This is a genomic window from Phreatobacter sp. (genome assembly GCF_052440005.1).
Lineage (GTDB): Bacteria > Pseudomonadota > Alphaproteobacteria > Rhizobiales > Phreatobacteraceae > Phreatobacter.
Map to the genome: position 1 here is coordinate 1 of NZ_JBQVQL010000026.1, position 15735 is coordinate 15735.

Below are 15735 nucleotides of genomic sequence, written 5' to 3' on the forward strand. Positions count from 1 at the left end.
GCCGAACGATCTCCGGGGCTTCGGCGAAGGTGCCGTGGCGGATGAGGTCGGTCCACCCGGTGGCGCTCATCGTGAAGACGCGCACGCCCAGCCCCGAGATGATGCGGCGATGTTCGGCATTGCGCACGTCGAGCGCGCCGACGCGCTGGCGGTCCCAGGCGACGGTGGAGGAGACCGCCAGGGCCCGGTCGTCGGACTGCACGAAGAGCGAGATGCGCGAGGGACGCGAGATGCGCGCCATCTGCTGGCGGAACACCTCGACGTCGAGGTCGGGCGCCGCCAGGATCACCTCGCCGAGGCGGCCGCCCAGCTCGCCGTTGCCGGCGATGGACACCTGCCGCAGCGCCTCCATGGTGAGGAAGCCCCCCATGGAATGGGCGAGGATGTGGATCCGGCCGACGCCCGGCGTGCGGCCGAGATCGGTGAGCAGCCTGTCGAGTGCGTCGCGCGAAGCGGTGGCGACCTCGCGGTCGCCGCCATAGGCGAGGACCCGCCGGTAGCTCGGCCAGGTGAAGAGCACGTGGGTGCCGCGGAAGCCGCCGTCGGCGGCAACCTGCACGACGCGGAAGGCCGCCTCGTCGTAATCGGTGTTGAAGCCGTGGACATAGACCAGCACGTCGCGCCCGTCATAGGGCTTGGCGTTCACCGCTGCCGCCACCTGCTGGCGGAAGGCGTCCGGGGTCAGAGCCGCCCGGTCGGACAGCATGGCATGGCGGCTGGGGCTCTCGGGCGTGATCTGTGGACGGGGAATGGTCCCTGTGGCGCGGCCCGGCGGCATGGTGACCACCTGCCGGTAGAAGCGCGCCCGCTCGGCCGAAGGCGCGCCGAGCCGGTCGCCGGCGAAGGCGGGGCGGGTGGAGGCGACGAAGACCGGCGTTGCCGTGGGCGCCGCCGCGGGGGCGGTGAGCGCGCCGATCGACCCGGTGACGGTCGAAAGCCCCGTGCCGAAACAGCCGCCGAGCGTCAACGCCGCGAGCGTCACGGCGGCGAGGCGAAAGGCGGAGGCGGGGACGGCGACGGGGGTGGTCGACGGCTCGGGCATGCGGTTCGGGGCTCGGAAATGGTCGGAATGGCGGGGCACGGCGCCTCGTGTCCCTGCCGCCTAGCGGGCGGGCATGGCCGCAATGGGGCGGGAGGAAGGCGTCGCCATCGCCCCGAATCGCTCGCCTCCGGGGCGTGGCTTTGATACCACGCCGCCATGCGTGCCCTTCCCGATCCCGCCGAGCTTGCCGAGGCCGTCCGCGCCGGTGACCGCGCCGTGCTCGCCCGCGCCATCACCCTGGTGGAGTCGACGAGGCCCGAGCACCAGGCTGTGGCGCGCCGGCTCGTGCAGATCCTGCTGCCCCACACGGGCGGGTCCATCCGCATCGGCATCACCGGCGTGCCCGGCGCCGGCAAGTCCACCACCATCGATACGTTCGGCGCCAACCTGACCGCGGCCGGGCACCGGGTGGCCGTGCTCGCGGTCGACCCCTCGTCCTCGCGCACCGGCGGGTCGATCCTTGGCGACAAGACCCGCATGGCCCGCCTCGTCAACGACGCGAACGCCTATGTGAGGCCCTCGCCCTCGTCGGGAACGCTGGGCGGCGTCGCCGCCAAGACCCGCGAGACCATGCTGCTCTGCGAGGCCGCCGGCTTCGACGTGATCCTCGTCGAGACGGTCGGCGTCGGCCAGTCGGAGACGGCGGTGGCCGACATGACCGACCTCTTCCTCGTGCTGATGCTGCCCGGCGCCGGCGACGAGCTGCAGGGCATCAAGAAGGGCATCCTCGAACTCGCCGACATAATCGCCGTCAACAAGGCCGACGGTGACGGGGCGCTGCGCGCCAAGGCGGCGGCGGCGGAATACCGGGCGGCGCTGCACATCATGGCGCCGAAATCGCGCGTCTGGTCGCCGCCCGTGCTGATGATCTCCGGCCTCGCCAACCAGGGGCTCGACGCACTGTGGGAGCAGATCGGCGCCTTCCGTGCGAAGACCGAGGCCTCCGGCGACTTCGCCGCCAAGCGCCGCGCCCAGGGCGTCAAGTGGATGTGGACCATGCTGCACGAGCGCCTCGCCGAGCGGCTGAAGCGCGATCCCGTCCTGAAGGCGCGCCTGCCGGCGCTGGAGGCCGACGTGGCGAGCGGCCGCCTCGCCCCGATGGTGGCAGTGGAGGAGATCGCCGCGGTGCTGGGGATCTGAGCGCATAGCGGTCCAGGGACCCTCTGTTCGCCACCTCCGGCGAGGCCGAAGGCCGAAGGAAGGGGTTCCAGGGGCTAGGTCTGCGCATGACGCACGCCCATTGACGGCACTTCCCCTGCCGGAAAACCTTGCGCACCATCCCGGCCTCATCACGAGGGGGACGGCACAGTGGCGAAGGCACCGATCTGGCAATGGGGAGCGGTCGAGACCGCGCGGGCGATCAAGTCTGGCAAGGTCTCGTCGGAGGAGGTGGTGAAGGCGACCATCGATCGCATGAAGGCGGTGAACCCCAAGCTCAATGCCGTCGTCGTCGACCTGTCGAAGGATGCGCTGAAGGCCGCGAAGGCCGCCGACAAGGCGCTGGCCAAGGGCGAGGCGGTCGGCCCGCTGCACGGCGTGCCCGTCACCATCAAGATCAACCTCGACGTCAAGGGCCAGGCCAATTCCAACGGCGTCGTCGCCTTCAAGGACAACATCGCCCCCGACGATTCCGCCGTCACCGCCAACCTTCGCAAGGCCGGCGCGATCATCGTCGGCCTCACCAACACCCCCGAATTCTCCATGCGCGGCTTCACCGAGAACCCGCTGCACGGCCTCACCCTCAACCCCTGGGACCCCGCCATCACCTGCGGCGGCTCGTCGGGCGGCGCGGGCTCGGCGGTCGCCGCCGGCATCGGCGCCATCGCCCACGGCAACGACATCGGCGGCTCGCTGCGCTGGCCGGCCTTCTGCAACGGCGTCGCCACCATCAAGCCGACCCAGGGGCGCATCCCCGCCTTCAACCCCACCCAGATGAAGGGCGACGAGCGCCCGCTCATGGCCCAGTTCATGTCGGCGCAGGGGCCGATCGCCCGCTCCGTCGCCGACGTGCGCCTCGGCCTCGAGGTGATGGCGATGCGCGACCCGCGCGATCCCTGGTGGGTGCCGGCGCCGCTCAAGGGCCCGAAGCTGAAGGGGCCGATCAAGGTCGCCTTCGCCAGGATCCCGCGCGACATGAAGACCGACACGAAAGTGATCTCGCTCGTCCGCAAGGCGGCCGATCACCTCGCCGATTCCGGCTACGACGTGAACGAGGTCGAGCTGCCCGATCTCGACGGCACCTGGAAGCTCTGGTCGGACCTGATCTTCACCGAACTGACGGTGCTGCAGGAGGCGACCATGCGCCAGCACGGCAGCCCCGACTTCATCACCGCCATCGAGGCGATGAAGGGCACCAGCACCGTGCTCGACCGCGAGGGCTACATGAAGGCCATCGCCCGCCGCTCACGCGTGCTGCGCGACTGGCTCATGTTCCTCGAGGACTATCCGGTGATCCTGTCGCCGCTCTCGGTGCAGCAGACGCCGTCCTACAACGCCGACCTCGAAAGCCCCGAGCGCGGCCGCGAACTGTTCTGGAACGACCTTCGCTTCATGTCGGCGGTCAACGTGCTCGGCCTGCCGGCAGCCGTCGTGCCGGTCGGCCTCGTCGACGGCAAGCCGATCGGCGTGCAGCTCATCACGTCGCGCTACCGCGAGGACGTCTGCCTCGACGCGGCCGCCGCCATCGAGAAGAAGGCGGGGACCTTCGTGCGGGAGCTCTGGGCGCGCGGCTGAGTCGCGCCCGGCCGGCGGGCGCCGCGGCTGCGGCGCCTCATTCGGCCGGGCCGGGAACCGGCGGGCGCACGTCCTTGCCCGTATAGTCGACCCAGGCGAGCGTGGCGCCGAAGCCGCAGAACACGACCAGCACGAGCGCGAGGAACAGCGTTTCCGTCATGGTGACCTCCTCCGGAATGTCGGCGGGAGATTGCGCGCACCGGGCCCGCCCCGACCTTGATCCACGTCAAGATGCCCCAGGGTGAGCGCGGCCCTTCATCGCGCTTGGCGATCGGCCGGCGGCGTTGCTAGAACGGACGGACCACAGCGCTGCAGCTTCAGGATCAGATCATGGCCGACGACGCCCTCCTCCTCGGCAAGAGCACCAAGCAGGAATGGCTTGCGCTGAGGTTCGGCAACCGCCACGGGCTGATCACCGGCGCGACCGGCACCGGCAAGACCGTGTCGCTCCAGGTCCTCGCCGAGGGGTTCTCCGCCGCCGGCGTCCCGGTCTTCGCTGCCGACATCAAGGGTGACCTCTCCGGCGTCGCGGCCATGGGCGAGGAGAAACCCTTCATCCTCGAGCGTGCCAAGACGGTCGGCCTCGACTGGCACCCCGACCAGTTCCCGGTGGTCTTCTGGGACCTCTTCGGCGAGCAGGGCCATCCGATCCGCGCCACCGTGGCCGAGATGGGGCCGCTGCTGCTCTCCCGCCTGATGGACCTCAACGAGACCCAGGAAGGCGTCGTCAACATCCTCTTCCACTATGCCGACCAGCACGGCCTGGCGCTCCTCGACCTGAAGGACCTGCGCGCCATGCTGCAGGAGCTTGGGTCCAACAAGGAGCTGCAGAACGAACTGCGCGCCGCCTACGGCAACGTTTCCCCGGCCTCCGTCGGCGCCATTCAGCGCCAGCTCCTGACGCTGGAGAATCAGGGCGGCTCGAAGTTCTTCGGCGAGCCGGCCCTGGCGCTGAAGGACCTGATGCGCACCGACAGGGAAGGGCGCGGCCACATCAACCTGCTCGCCGCCGACAAGCTGATGGCGAGCCCGCAGCTCTATGCCACCTTCCTTCTCTGGCTGCTGTCCGAGCTCTTCGAGGAGCTGCCCGAGGTCGGCGACGTCGACAAGCCGAAGCTCGTGTTCTTCTTCGACGAGGCCCACCTCCTGTTCAAGGATGCGCCGAAGGCCCTGGTGGAGAAGATCGAGCAGGTGGTCCGCCTCATCCGCTCCAAGGGTGTCGGCGTCTATTTCGTCACCCAGAACCCGCTCGACGTGCCGGAGACCGTCCTCGCCCAGCTCGGCAACCGCGTGCAGCATGCGCTGCGCGCCTTCACGCCGCGCGACCAGCGTGCGGTCAAGGCGGCAGCCACCACCTTCCGGCAGAACCCGAAGCTCAACACGGAAGAGGTCATCACCCAGCTCGGCAAGGGCGAGGCGCTGGTCTCCACCCTCGAAGGCAATGGCGTGCCCTCCATCGTCGAGCGCACCCTCGTCTCGCCGCCGCTGGCCCGCATCGGCCCGGTCTCCGAGCAGGAGCGCCGGCAGATCATCGCGAAGAGCCCCTTCCGCGGGAAGTACGACGAGACCATCGACTCCGAGTCCGCCTACGAGATCCTGCAAAAGCGCGCCCGGCAGAAGATCGAGGAGGCCGAGCGGGCCGAACAGGCCCAGCAGGCCGACAGTGGCGGCCTCGGCGGCCTTCTCGGCTCCATCCTCGGCGGTGGCTCCGCGCCGGCCGGCAAGGGCCGTGGCCGGGCGCCGATGTCGACGACCGAGATCATCATCAAGAACGCTTCCGGTTCGCTCGCCCGCACCGTCGGCACGCAGATCGGCCGGGCCATCATGCGCGGCGTCCTCGGCGGCCTCGGCCGCCGCTGACCGGTTTGCTCGCCGATCCCGTCAATTGCAGCGAAATTCGTAGATAGTCCTCAAGACGGTATCATTATCCCATCGCCCGGGAGCCGAAGACCGAGCCCGGACGGTCGTCGCCACGTTGTTTCAACAGGCTGCGAAGTCCTGCCGGTCCCGGCTGGTGTCGGGAATGATGCGAATGGCAGGAACGAAACAGATTCACGGCGCGCGGGTCGTCGTGCTGCGCCTCGACGGGGTCGATCCCTCCGCCGCGGCAGAGGGTCTCAGAAGCCTGGGCATGGTGCATGCCGTGGGGCTGTCGGACCCCGGCGAACTGTCCTTTCACGTCGAGGCCGGCCGGGTCGATGTGGTCGTCGTCTCCGCTCCGCGCCCTGTGCCGGATCCGGTCGTTCCGGCCGGCGCCTTGCCGCGGCCGCCGGATGCGGCGGTGCGCAGCGGCATCCCCTGCCTCCTGCTCGTTCCCGCCTTCTCCCGCGCCGTCGCCCGGGCGGCCATGGCTCTCGGCTATGCCGCCGCCATGTCGGCGGACGCCGCGCCCCGCCTCGTCTACCGCCGGGTCGGCGCACTGATGCAGCGCGTCCGTCGCTCCGGCCGCGCCCGCGGCCTGGTGGACGAGATCGTCTGACGCGTTGCGGGGGCGGGGGGCAGTTCCGCTTCCCGCCGCGTTTGCAATCGCCGGCGGGGTTGCTAGCGTCCGCGCCTCGCTTTCACATCGGACGCATCCGCCATGACATCCCGACCCGTCGACAAGGTCCTCGCCGCCGTCGATTCCGGCCTCGACCAGAGCCTCGAGCGCCTCTTCGCCCTCCTGCGCATCCCCTCCGTCTCCACCGACAGCGCCTATGCGGCCCATTGCGCCGCCGCCGCCGACTGGCTGGTGCAGGACCTCGCCTCCATCGGCTTCGCCGCCGAGGCACGGGCGACCGGAGGGCACCCCGCGGTCGTGGCGAAGAGCCCGGGCGGTTCTGGACCGCATGCGCTCTTCTATGGGCACTACGATGTGCAGCCCGTCGATCCGCTGGACATGTGGGAGACGCCGCCCTTCGAGCCGCGGATCGCCACGGCGCCCGACGGCACGAAGCAGATCCTCGCCCGCGGCGCCTCCGACGACAAGGGCCAGGTCATGACCTTCGTCGAGGCCTGCCGCGCCTGGAAGGCGGTGACCGGCTCGCTGCCCGTCGGCGTCACGCTGCTGATCGAGGGCGAGGAGGAGAGCGGGTCGAAGCATCTCTTCGACTTCGTCCGCGCCAACAAGGCCGATCTCGCTGCCGACGTCGCCCTCGTCTGCGACACCGGCATGTGGGACCGCGCGACACCGGCCATCACCACCTCGCTGCGTGGCATCGTGGCCGAGGAGTTCAAGGTGGTCGCGGCAAACCGCGACCTGCATTCGGGCGTCTATGGCGGCGCCGCCGCCAACCCGATCCACATGCTCTCGAAGGTCATCGCCTCGATCCATGGGCCGGACGGCCGTATCGCCGTTCCCGGCTTCTACGAGGGGGTCGAGGACCTGCCGGCAGACATTCTCGCGGACTGGAAGGGTCTCTGCCTGACGGCGGAGGAGTTCCTCGGTGCCGTCGGCCTGAAGCACCCGATCGGCGAGAAGGACCGCCTGCTCGTCGAGATGATCTCCTCGCGGCCGACCTGCGACATCAACGGCATCTGGGGCGGTTATACCGGGGAGGGGTCGAAGACCGTCATTCCGTCGGAGGCCTGGGCCAAGGTGACCATGCGCCTCGTCGGCAAGCAGGACCCGGTGAAGGTGCGCGACGCCTTCCGCGCCCATGTCCAGGCCCAGCTGCCGGCCGATTGCCGCGCCGAGTTCTTCGGCTCGCGCGGCAGTGAGGCTCTGGCGCTGCCCTGGGACATGCCGGTGCTCGCCAAGGCCCGCGCGGCGCTGACGGACGAATGGGGCCGCAAGGCCGTGACCATCGGCTCGGGCGGCTCCATTCCGATCGTCGGCGCCTTCAAGGCCGATCTCGGCCTCGATTCGCTCCTCGTCGGCTTCGCGCTCGAGGACGACCGGGTGCATTCGCCCAACGAGAAATACGACCTCATGAGCTTCCACAAGGGCATCCGCTCCTGGGTGCGCATCCTCGACGCCCTCGCCGCCTGACGCCTCAGCCGGGCGCCCGCCAGGTGCGGATGCCCGGCGCGCGGGCAGGCCCCCTCGCCGTATCCGCGAGCCCATAGGCACGGGCGAGCGACGCGAGGGCGAGTTTCAGCACGATCTTGCCGGCGCGCAGCGGCCAGCCGCGCGCCCTTTCCGCGTCCTCCAGGCCCTTGAGGAACCCGCAGACGTCGAGGAGCAGGGAGGCGAAGTCAGGGCCAACCGCGTCCATGGCCCGGTCGAGCCGCTGCTTCGCCGCGATGATGACGTCGGCATAGTCCGGCCCCGCGCCCGCCGCCCGCCCGCCCGAGACGGGGGCCGCCCAGGCCGCGCCGAGCCTCGGCGACAGGCCGGCGAGGGTGAAGTCGCGGCGAAACCGTTCGCCCGCCTCGACTTCGGTCGCCGACAGGAACGGCCGGCCAGCCGCGTCCCTGCGGCTGGCGAGCCAGCGCAGGGGGCTCTCGGTAAGGTCGATCTCCACCGGCCCCTCCGGCGTCTCGAGGATGCCCCGCTCCTGGTGGGCCCTGCGGAAGCGGTCGTCGTCACGCGCAGTCTTCGACGCCCTGGTCATCGCGGCTGCCCTCCAGCCGCGTCCCGCTCTCCCCTCAACGGCAGCAGGATGGCCTCCAGTCCGGTCAGCTGGCGGTCGAAGGCGGGGTCGTCGCGCTCGTCCTCGATTCTGCGCAGGGCATGGCGCAGTGTCGCGCGGTCACGGCCGAAGGCGGCGGCGAGGCGCGTCAGGTCGTGCCCCAGCACGACGTGGGCGAGATAGATCGCGAGCTGCCGCGCCGCTGCCACCTGGGCGCCGCCACGGCTCTGGCCGAACAATGCATGGCGTTCGACCCCGGCAACCCAGGCGGCGAGAGCGGCTGCAACGGTGATCCCGGCCTCTGAGGGCCGCGCCGGCCCGGAAGGCGGCGGAAGGTGAGGGGACATCAGCATGGCGGCCTCCGTATGAAGGACTTCAATCCTTATGAGCGGCGCCGGCAAGAGTAATAAGTTTTTATTCCTTCTCATGTCAGCAGGCTGACGGCGCCGCCAGAAAGGCTGCACCGTCAGGCACTTGGCCGCCTGCTGCAACCGCGCGTCGGCACATTGCGCGGAAAAGTTGTCCCCATCATTCTCCCGGTCGCCATCGTCTGAAGCGGGCGAGGAGAACCGCGATGGCGAAGATGGGACGACAGCGCTGCCGAATCCGGAGCTGGCGCGCCGCGGGCGTCGGCGCTCATGCCGAAACGGTCTGTCGCCCGGGGGGGATGGACGGCCTGTTCGGCCGGCCCGAGAGCGGCGGCGATATGCTCCGCCGGCTTGAGCGCCAGCTCAGGCGCGAGCGGGCGCGCTGCCGGTCGGCCGGATCAGGATACGATCTCGCGCGGCATGCGGCACTGGCGCGGGCCGTCGCGCGGCTGAAGATGGGCGATGAAACGACGACGGCGCCGCCCGGATGTCCGGACGGCGCCGTCGCAAAGGCGTCGGTTGGGCTCAGCGGCCCTTGCGGCGGCGCTGCTGCCCGAGACCCATCTGCTTGGCGAGCTGCGAGCGGGCAGCGGCATAGTTCGGGGCCACCATCGGATAGTCGGCCGGCAGGCCCCACTTCTCGCGGTAATCCTCGGGAGAGAGATTGTACTGGGTGCGCAGGTGGCGCTTCAGCGACTTGAACTTCTTGCCGTCCTCGAGGCAGACGATGTAGTCCGGCGTGATCGACTTCTTGATCGGGATCACCGGCTTCAGCGGCTCGGCGGGCACCTCCACCTTGCCGGCCGTGACGTTGACCAGGGCATTGTGAACGTTGTTGATGAGGCTCGGAAGGTCGGCGGCGGAAACGGAATTGTTGCTCACGTAGGCCGACACGATATCGGCGGCGAGCTCGATATAGTTGTTGGCAGTCGACGAGTCGGCCATGGTCACGGAATCCTCTGACAGGCGACGCTGAAGAACACCGTCGCGGCCTGGAGCGTTGCGCTCGTTTGCTTGCAGGGCGTCGTCCGGTTCAGCATCCGTGTCCGGGACAGCGTCCACAATGGGCAGATACTGCCGCTGAGCTTGCGTGGCAAGGCCTGAATCGCCGCATTCAAGTAAAAATGTGAATGTTAGGGGCGTTGGCTTTCAGCAAAATCAACACCGGTGACGATATACGGTCTCAAAACGAGTAGTCTCCTTCACCATGCAACCGGCCGAAGGGGCCGAATCGCGGCCCTTCGCGCACGCTGTGTCGCGCCCCGATACATGATGTTACCCGCGCCACAGGTCTGCCATACCAATGAACCACGCGTTAATACTGCCGTGCCGCAGAGTGATTCCGCGGTGCCTCCCGCTCCCACCTGAATGGATGACACCATGACGCTCGACGCCAAGGCCGCCGCCGCCCCGGAGGCCGACCGCCAGCGCACCCTGCGAACGGTCCACGGAACGGAACTCGTCGACGACTACGCCTGGCTGCGCGCCGCCAACTGGCAGGACGCCCTGCGCGATCCCTCGGTGCTGCCGGCGCCGATCCGCGACCATCTGGTGGCCGAGAACACCTATGCCGAGACGGTGCTGGCGCCGGTGAAACCGTTGATCGAGGCCATGGTCAGGGAGATGCGGGGACGGATCAAGGAGGACGATTCCGGCGTGCCCTCGCCGGACGGCCCCTTCGACTACTACGACCGCTACCGCGAGGGCGGCCAGCATCCCATCGTCTGCCGCCGGCCGCGTGGCAGCGTGGCGGATGAGCAGATCATGCTCGACGGCGACGCGCTCGCCGCGGGCCGCGCCTTCTTCGACCTCGGCGGCGCCACCCACAGCCCCGACCACCGGCTGCTCGCCTGGAGCTACGACGACAAGGGCTCGGAGTTCTTCACGCTCCGGGTGCGCGACCTCGCGACGGGTGAGGATCACGCCGACCTCATCGAGGAGACCGGCGGCGACGCCGTCTGGTGTCAGGACGGCTCGGCGCTCTACTACATCCGCCTCGACGACAACCACCGCCCGCTGAGGATCTTCCGCCACGTGCTCGGCGAGGATCAGGCGGCCGATCGCCTCGTCTTCGAGGAGCAGGACACCACGGTGTTCGTCGGCATGGGCGAGGCGACGGCGGGGGGCCTCGCGCTCATCGCCTGCTCGCAGAGCGATTCGACCGAGACCTATGCCCTCGACCTCACCCGCACCGACGCCGCGCCCCGGCTCGTCCTGCCGCGGCGGGAGGAGGTGAAGGCCTATCCGGACTACCACCCGGACTGGCTGGGTCAGAAGACGCTGTTCATCCGCACCAACGACGAGGCCGAGGACTACCGGATCGTCGCCGCGCCCCTCGCCACGCCCGAGCGCGAGCACTGGACCGAGATCGTGCCCCATCGGCCGGGCGTGCTCATCCTCTCGGCCCATGTGCTGAAGGACTGGCTCATCCGCCTCGAGCGCGAGAACGCCCTGCCGCGCATCGTCATCCGCAACCTGACGACATCAGAGGAACACGCCATCGCCTTCGACGAGGAGGCCTATTCCCTGGGCGTGCTGCCCGGCTACGAGTTCGACACCGACACCCTGCGCTTCGTCTATTCGTCGATGACGACGCCGAACGAGACCTGGGACTACGACATGCGCACCCGCAGTCGGGTGCTGCGCAAGCGCCAGGAGGTGCCATGCGGCCATGACGCCGCGGATTACGTCACCCGCCGCCTGCTGGCGCCTGCCGCCGACGGCGAGACCGTCCCGGTGTCGCTGGTCTACCGGAAGGACACGCCGCTCGACGGCACCGCCCCGGTCCTGCTCTACGGCTACGGCTCCTACGGCGCCTCGATGCCCGCCTCCTTCTCCACCGCGCGGCTGTCGCTGGTCGACCGCGGCTTCGTCTACGCCATCGCCCATGTGCGCGGCGGCATGGAGAAGGGCTACCGCTGGTACCGGACGGGAAAGCGCGAGTTCAAGACCAACACCTTCACCGACTTCATCGCCTGCGCCGAGCACCTGATCGCCGAAGGCTTCACCGCCAAGGGCCGCATCGTCGCCCAGGGCGGCTCGGCCGGCGGCATGCTGATGGGGGCGGTCGCCAACATGCGCCCGGACCTCTTCGCCGGCATCCTGGCCGAGGTGCCCTTCGTCGACGTGGTCGCCACCATGCTCGACGACACCCTGCCGCTCACCCCGCCGGAATGGCGCGAATGGGGCAATCCCCTGGCCGACCCGGAAGCCTTCCGGCGAATGCTGGCCTACTCGCCCTATGACAACGTCACGGCGCAGGCCTATCCGCCGATCCTGGCGCTGGCCGGTGTTTCCGACCCCCGCGTCACCTACTGGGAGCCGGCGAAATGGGTGGCGCGGCTGCGCGCCACCAAGACCGACGCCAATCCCGTGCTCCTCGTCACCAACATGGATGCGGGCCATGGCGGCGCCGCCGGCCGCTTCGACCGGCTTGCGGAGGTGGCACGCTCCTATGCCTTCGCCGTGGCGGTGACCGGCGCGCCGGAGGCGCCGGCTCAGTAGTCCCGCCGGCCGCCGAGCTTCAGGGACAGGGCGAGATGGGCGAGGCCGACGAGGCCGAGCCCGACCGCCGCGACGCCGAGGCCGGGCGTCCCGCCGAGGCTCTTGGCGACGCCGGCGAGGCTCGAGCCCAGCGCCGCGCCGCCATAGATGCAGGCCGCGTTGAGCGACAGCAGCACCTGCATGCGCGCCGGGTCGAGGGCCACCAGCCGCGCCTGTTGCGACACGCCGATGGTCCAGCCCAGCATGCCCCACAGAAAGAGGATGACGCCGCCGAGCCAGGGACCCCAGGCGACGAAGGTCACCGCCGCCATCAGCGGGAGAGGCCCCGAGGCGGCGATCAGCAGCGTCCGGTTGGCGCCGATCCGGTCCACCAGGAACCCGCCCAGCGCGTTGCCGGCGACCGAGCCACAGCCGTAGACGACCAGCAGAATGGCGACGAGGCCCGGGCCGCCGCCGGTCTTCTCCTCGATGATCGGCGACAGGAAGGTGTAGGGGATCCAGGCAGCGCCCATCACGGTCACCGTCACCAGCACGGCGAGCGCGAGGCGCGGATCGGTCATCGCCCGGGCGAGGTCGCCGAGGGTCGCCGGCGCGATGGAAATCCTGGCCGGCACCCGCATCCACAGCGCTGCCGCCATCAGCACGGCGACCGCCGCGATGGCGATGAAGAGCCAGGGCCAGCCGATGGTGAAGCCGATATAGCCCGCGGCGGGAATGCCGATCACCTGCGACACGGTCAGGCCCGAATAGACGGTGGCGAGCGCCCGGCCGCGCTGTGCGGTCGGCACGGCCATCATGGCGACGCCGGCCGCGGCGGGCGAATAGAGCCCGGCCCCCACCGCCAGCACGATGCGGCCGGCATAGAGGACCGGCGGATGGGCGGCGACCGCGGTGACGAGCGCCCCGGCGGCGATCAGCCCCATGCCGATGACGAGGACGGCGCGCCGGTCGAGGCGGCCGGTGATGGAGGCGCCGAGCGGCGAGCCGATCGCATAGGCCACCGCATAGGCGCTGACGATCCAGCCGGCGCCGACCGGCGTCAGCGCCAGGTCGCGGCTGATCGGCGTGATGACGCCGATCACCCCGAAGGCGCCGAAGCCGACGATGAGCATGCCGACGGACAGGAGGACGAGAAGGGCCAATCGGGTCTCGGGGCTGGGGAGGGCAGGGGCCCTCGCGGGACGCGCACCCTATACGAAGCGGCCTCCGGTCACGATGATGTGGATGGTCATGGCGGCTGCCGCGCTGGAACATGGCAGCATGGCCCGAGCAGAGGGAAGGACCCATGGCGATGTGGCGGTGGAACACGATGTCCCGGCGCACGGCGCTGGGTCTCGCGGCGGCAGCCGCCGCGCCCCGGATGGCCTCGGCCCAGCGCCCGATTCCGGTAGACGTCGTCCTCGCGCTCGCCGCCGACGGCTCCGGCTCCATCGACGACGACGAACTCAGGCTGCAGCGCGACGGCTACGGCAAGGCCCTGTCCTCGCCGGAGGTGCTTTCGGTCATCGGCAAGGGCATCCACGGCGCCATCGCCGTGATCTACACCGAATGGGGCGGCCCCACCTCGCAGCACGTGATCGTCGACTGGACGCTGATCCGCGACGCGGCGAGCGCGCAGGGCTTCGCCGCCGAGCTCCTGGCGAGACCGCGGGCGGCGCGCGGCTACAACTCCATCTCCGCCGCCATCGACTTCTGCGTCCGCCACATCGAGACAGGGCCCTATCGCGGCCTCAGGCGCGTCATCGACGTCTCCGGCGACGGGCCGAACATCGGCGGCCGCGCCGTCGAGGCGGCCCGCGACGACGCGGTGGCCAAGGGCATCACGGTCAATGCGCTGGCGATCCTCAGGCCGGGCGGATCGGTGCCGGCACGCATCGGCCAGCCGCTGCCGGACTATTATCGCGAGGCGGTGATCGGGGGCCCCGGCGCCTTTGTCGAGGTGGCGGACGCGGACCGCTCGTTTGCGGATGCGGTCAGGCGGAAGATCGTCACCGAGATCGCCTGAGGCGATGGACCGGGAGCGGGTGGTGGCCCCGCCAACGACGACCGACGTTCCCTGCTGCACCGTGCCGCCCGTCACCCCCGGCGAGGCCGAAGGCGTGCTGCCGCGACGGTACAGCCGTCACCGCCGCTGCGGGCGGGCGTTGGGCTCAGTCTGGATCGAGGTCAGATAGGCGACGATGGCCGCGGCACGCTCGGCCGAGAAGGTGAATTCCGGCATGGCCGGATGGCCCGAGGTGAAGCCCTCGGCGAGCGCCTCCTCCAGCACGTCGACGGGATAGCGCTTCGACAGCTCGCGGAACAGCGGCGCATTGGGATAGGGGCTGGCATCGGTCCGCCCCACCGCATGGCAGAGGGCACAGTGCTGGCGCACCAGCGTCTCGCCGCGCTGGATGAGCACACGCTGGCTCTGGGCGAGGACGTCGCCGGCACCCCCCGCCATGAGGGCGAGGGCGAGGAGAGCGGGCAGCAGGTGGCGGGACGACATGAGGCCTCCGGGCATTCCATGAGGCATGGTCCCATGCCCGCACCCCCCGGACCTTGCGGTCGATCAACCTGCCAGCGCAACCAGTTCCCGCGTCAGGGCCGAAGAGGGATCGGCAAAGGGGCCAATGACGGTGAAATGGTTGGCGCCGGGCACGACGATCTCCCGCGTGACGGCGCCGAGCGCGCGCCAGCATTCGCAGAGCGTGCGGGTCTGGCGGTGATATTCGGCGGATTCCTCGCCCCCCACCACGGCTGTCACCCTCAACCCCTTCGGCGGCGTCCACACCAGCGGCGAGAGCGATGCCGCCTCTCCCGCATCCATGCCCATGGCGCGGTTCACGAAGGTTGGCACGAGCGGCGCGAGGTGAAACAGCCCGGAGATGGGCATGGCTGCGGCGAGGATGTCGGCCGGTTCGCCGATCTGCGGCCAGCTGGCCGCGGCCATGCAGGCGGTGAGGTGACCGCCGGCGGAATGGCCGAAAGGCAGGAGACGGCGGCCGGTGCGCTCACGCAGCGCGCGCATGCAGGCGATGACATCGTCGACGATCTTCGCGAGCTTCACCTGCGGACAGAGGTCGTAGCTCATCACCACGACGTCCAGCCCATGGGCGTTGGCGCCCGCCGCCATGTGACTGAACGAGGTCTTGTCGAGCGCCTGCCAGTAGCCGCCATGGATGAAGAGAGCGAGCGGCGCATCGGTCCGCGGCGCTGCGGCGGGGAAGAGGTCGTAGCGGTGGCGCTCGCCAGTTCCGTAGGCCTGGTCGAGGGCGGCGTCCGGCCGCGCGGACCGGAAGGCGGCGGCATCGCGCGCCCAGCCGGACATGATCGCAGGATGGTCCGGGACCATGGCGCGGTTGTTGTACTGGGCGTCGAGGTCGATGGGCGTCATGGCATGTCCGCGAACGAGGATCGGCGGCAGCGGAGCCCGGAGCCGCGCGAGCGTCAAGCCCGCCGGCACCGGGCAGCCCGGCGCGGGGCGGGCGGTGGGCACCCCGCGGTTGACCGGCGGCGGGCCAGGGACTAGGCCTCGCGCTCGCAAGACGAGGGT

14 protein-coding genes and 1 pseudogene are annotated in these 15735 nt (G+C 70.1%); 7 read left to right on the forward strand and 8 right to left on the reverse strand.

Translation table 11 applies throughout. The features are described 5' to 3' along the window. Positions 1-1042 (reverse strand): alpha/beta hydrolase (locus ACT6XY_RS08645; RefSeq protein ID WP_444747931.1); only part of this gene is annotated, 1042 nt, incomplete at its 3' end. Positions 1043-1198: 156 nt separating this feature from the next. Here ACT6XY_RS08645 and meaB point away from each other — a divergent pair. Both meaB and ACT6XY_RS08655 read left to right on the forward strand, forming a co-directional pair. Next, positions 1199-2182: a methylmalonyl Co-A mutase-associated GTPase MeaB gene (gene meaB / locus ACT6XY_RS08650; protein WP_444747932.1), complete on the forward strand. Its 984-nt coding sequence runs from the start codon at positions 1199-1201 to the stop codon at positions 2180-2182. 117 nt (positions 2183-2299) lie between these two features. Beyond that, positions 2300-3775, forward strand: a pseudogene (locus ACT6XY_RS08655) (amidase family protein); the annotation flags it as partial. Positions 3776-3812: 37 nt separating this feature from the next. Here ACT6XY_RS08655 and ACT6XY_RS08660 read toward each other — a convergent pair. Then, positions 3813-3935, reverse strand: a complete 123-nt coding sequence (locus ACT6XY_RS08660) for a hypothetical protein (protein ID WP_444747933.1) — start codon at positions 3933-3935, stop codon at positions 3813-3815. A 170-nt stretch (positions 3936-4105) separates the two neighbouring features. On the opposite strand from ACT6XY_RS08660, the gene ACT6XY_RS08665 reads away from it, so the two are divergent. The 3 genes from ACT6XY_RS08665 (at position 4106) to ACT6XY_RS08675 (ending at position 7745) form a co-directional block, all read left to right on the forward strand. Beyond that, positions 4106-5635, forward strand: a complete 1530-nt coding sequence (locus tag ACT6XY_RS08665; RefSeq protein WP_444747934.1) for a helicase HerA-like C-terminal domain-containing protein — start codon at positions 4106-4108, stop codon at positions 5633-5635. Positions 5636-5807: 172 nt separating this feature from the next. Then, the gene (locus tag ACT6XY_RS08670) at positions 5808-6254 is read left to right on the forward strand and encodes a hypothetical protein (protein ID WP_444747935.1); all 447 of its coding nucleotides are present in this window, start codon (positions 5808-5810) and stop codon (positions 6252-6254) included. Positions 6255-6356: 102 nt separating this feature from the next. After that, a complete protein-coding gene (locus ACT6XY_RS08675; RefSeq protein ID WP_444747936.1) occupies positions 6357-7745 on the forward strand; it encodes a M20/M25/M40 family metallo-hydrolase in 1389 nt (462 codons plus the stop codon). A gap of 4 nt (positions 7746-7749) precedes the next feature. Here ACT6XY_RS08675 and ACT6XY_RS08680 read toward each other — a convergent pair whose 3' ends face one another. The 3 genes from ACT6XY_RS08680 to ACT6XY_RS08690 form a co-directional block, all read right to left on the reverse strand. After that, positions 7750-8310 (reverse strand): DUF6456 domain-containing protein, encoded by a 561-nt coding sequence (locus ACT6XY_RS08680; RefSeq protein ID WP_444747937.1) that lies wholly within the window; start codon positions 8308-8310, stop codon positions 7750-7752. After that, positions 8307-8681 carry a helix-turn-helix domain-containing protein gene (locus tag ACT6XY_RS08685; RefSeq protein WP_444747938.1) on the reverse strand — a complete coding sequence of 125 codons (375 nt, stop codon included), beginning with the start codon at positions 8679-8681 and terminating at the stop codon, positions 8307-8309. Before ACT6XY_RS08685 ends, ACT6XY_RS08680 begins: the two co-directional genes overlap by 4 nt. Positions 8682-9221: 540 nt before the next feature. After that, positions 9222-9641 (reverse strand): MucR family transcriptional regulator, encoded by a 420-nt coding sequence (locus ACT6XY_RS08690; protein WP_444747939.1) that lies wholly within the window; start codon positions 9639-9641, stop codon positions 9222-9224. Positions 9642-10076: 435 nt separating this feature from the next. Between ACT6XY_RS08690 and ACT6XY_RS08695 the strand changes: the two genes are divergently transcribed. Beyond that, entirely contained in the window at positions 10077-12200 is a 2124-nt protein-coding gene (locus ACT6XY_RS08695) for a S9 family peptidase (protein ID WP_444747940.1), read from the forward strand. Here ACT6XY_RS08695 and ACT6XY_RS08700 read toward each other — a convergent pair. Further along, positions 12194-13342 (reverse strand): MFS transporter, encoded by a 1149-nt coding sequence (locus ACT6XY_RS08700; RefSeq protein WP_444747941.1) that lies wholly within the window; start codon positions 13340-13342, stop codon positions 12194-12196. The genes ACT6XY_RS08695 and ACT6XY_RS08700 overlap by 7 nt on opposite strands. A 143-nt stretch (positions 13343-13485) precedes the next feature. Between ACT6XY_RS08700 and ACT6XY_RS08705 the strand changes: the two genes are divergently transcribed. Next, positions 13486-14205 carry a DUF1194 domain-containing protein gene (locus tag ACT6XY_RS08705; protein ID WP_444747942.1) on the forward strand — a complete coding sequence of 240 codons (720 nt, stop codon included), beginning with the start codon at positions 13486-13488 and terminating at the stop codon, positions 14203-14205. 117 nt (positions 14206-14322) lie between these two features. Here ACT6XY_RS08705 and ACT6XY_RS08710 read toward each other — a convergent pair whose 3' ends face one another. Continuing rightward, positions 14323-14688, reverse strand: a complete 366-nt coding sequence (locus tag ACT6XY_RS08710) for a c-type cytochrome (RefSeq protein WP_444747943.1) — start codon at positions 14686-14688, stop codon at positions 14323-14325. Between the two features lie 63 nt (positions 14689-14751). After that, on the reverse strand, positions 14752-15576 hold the full coding sequence (locus tag ACT6XY_RS08715; RefSeq protein ID WP_444747944.1) for an alpha/beta hydrolase: 825 nt from the start codon (positions 15574-15576) through the stop codon (positions 14752-14754). Positions 15577-15735 lie beyond the last annotated feature (159 nt).

Coding starts and splice junctions, on each gene's coding strand:
- meaB (WP_444747932.1), top strand. CDS start 1,199: ATGCGTGCCCTTCCCGATCCCGCCGAGCTTGCCGAGGCCGTCCGCGCC.
- ACT6XY_RS08660 (WP_444747933.1), bottom strand. CDS start 3,935: ATGACGGAAACGCTGTTCCTCGCGCTCGTGCTGGTCGTGTTCTGCGGC.
- ACT6XY_RS08665 (WP_444747934.1), top strand. CDS start 4,106: ATGGCCGACGACGCCCTCCTCCTCGGCAAGAGCACCAAGCAGGAATGG.
- ACT6XY_RS08670 (WP_444747935.1), top strand. CDS start 5,808: ATGGCAGGAACGAAACAGATTCACGGCGCGCGGGTCGTCGTGCTGCGC.
- ACT6XY_RS08675 (WP_444747936.1), top strand. CDS start 6,357: ATGACATCCCGACCCGTCGACAAGGTCCTCGCCGCCGTCGATTCCGGC.
- ACT6XY_RS08680 (WP_444747937.1), bottom strand. CDS start 8,310: ATGACCAGGGCGTCGAAGACTGCGCGTGACGACGACCGCTTCCGCAGG.
- ACT6XY_RS08685 (WP_444747938.1), bottom strand. CDS start 8,681: ATGCTGATGTCCCCTCACCTTCCGCCGCCTTCCGGGCCGGCGCGGCCC.
- ACT6XY_RS08690 (WP_444747939.1), bottom strand. CDS start 9,641: ATGGCCGACTCGTCGACTGCCAACAACTATATCGAGCTCGCCGCCGAT.
- ACT6XY_RS08695 (WP_444747940.1), top strand. CDS start 10,077: ATGACGCTCGACGCCAAGGCCGCCGCCGCCCCGGAGGCCGACCGCCAG.
- ACT6XY_RS08705 (WP_444747942.1), top strand. CDS start 13,486: ATGGCGATGTGGCGGTGGAACACGATGTCCCGGCGCACGGCGCTGGGT.
- ACT6XY_RS08710 (WP_444747943.1), bottom strand. CDS start 14,688: ATGTCGTCCCGCCACCTGCTGCCCGCTCTCCTCGCCCTCGCCCTCATG.
- ACT6XY_RS08715 (WP_444747944.1), bottom strand. CDS start 15,576: ATGACGCCCATCGACCTCGACGCCCAGTACAACAACCGCGCCATGGTC.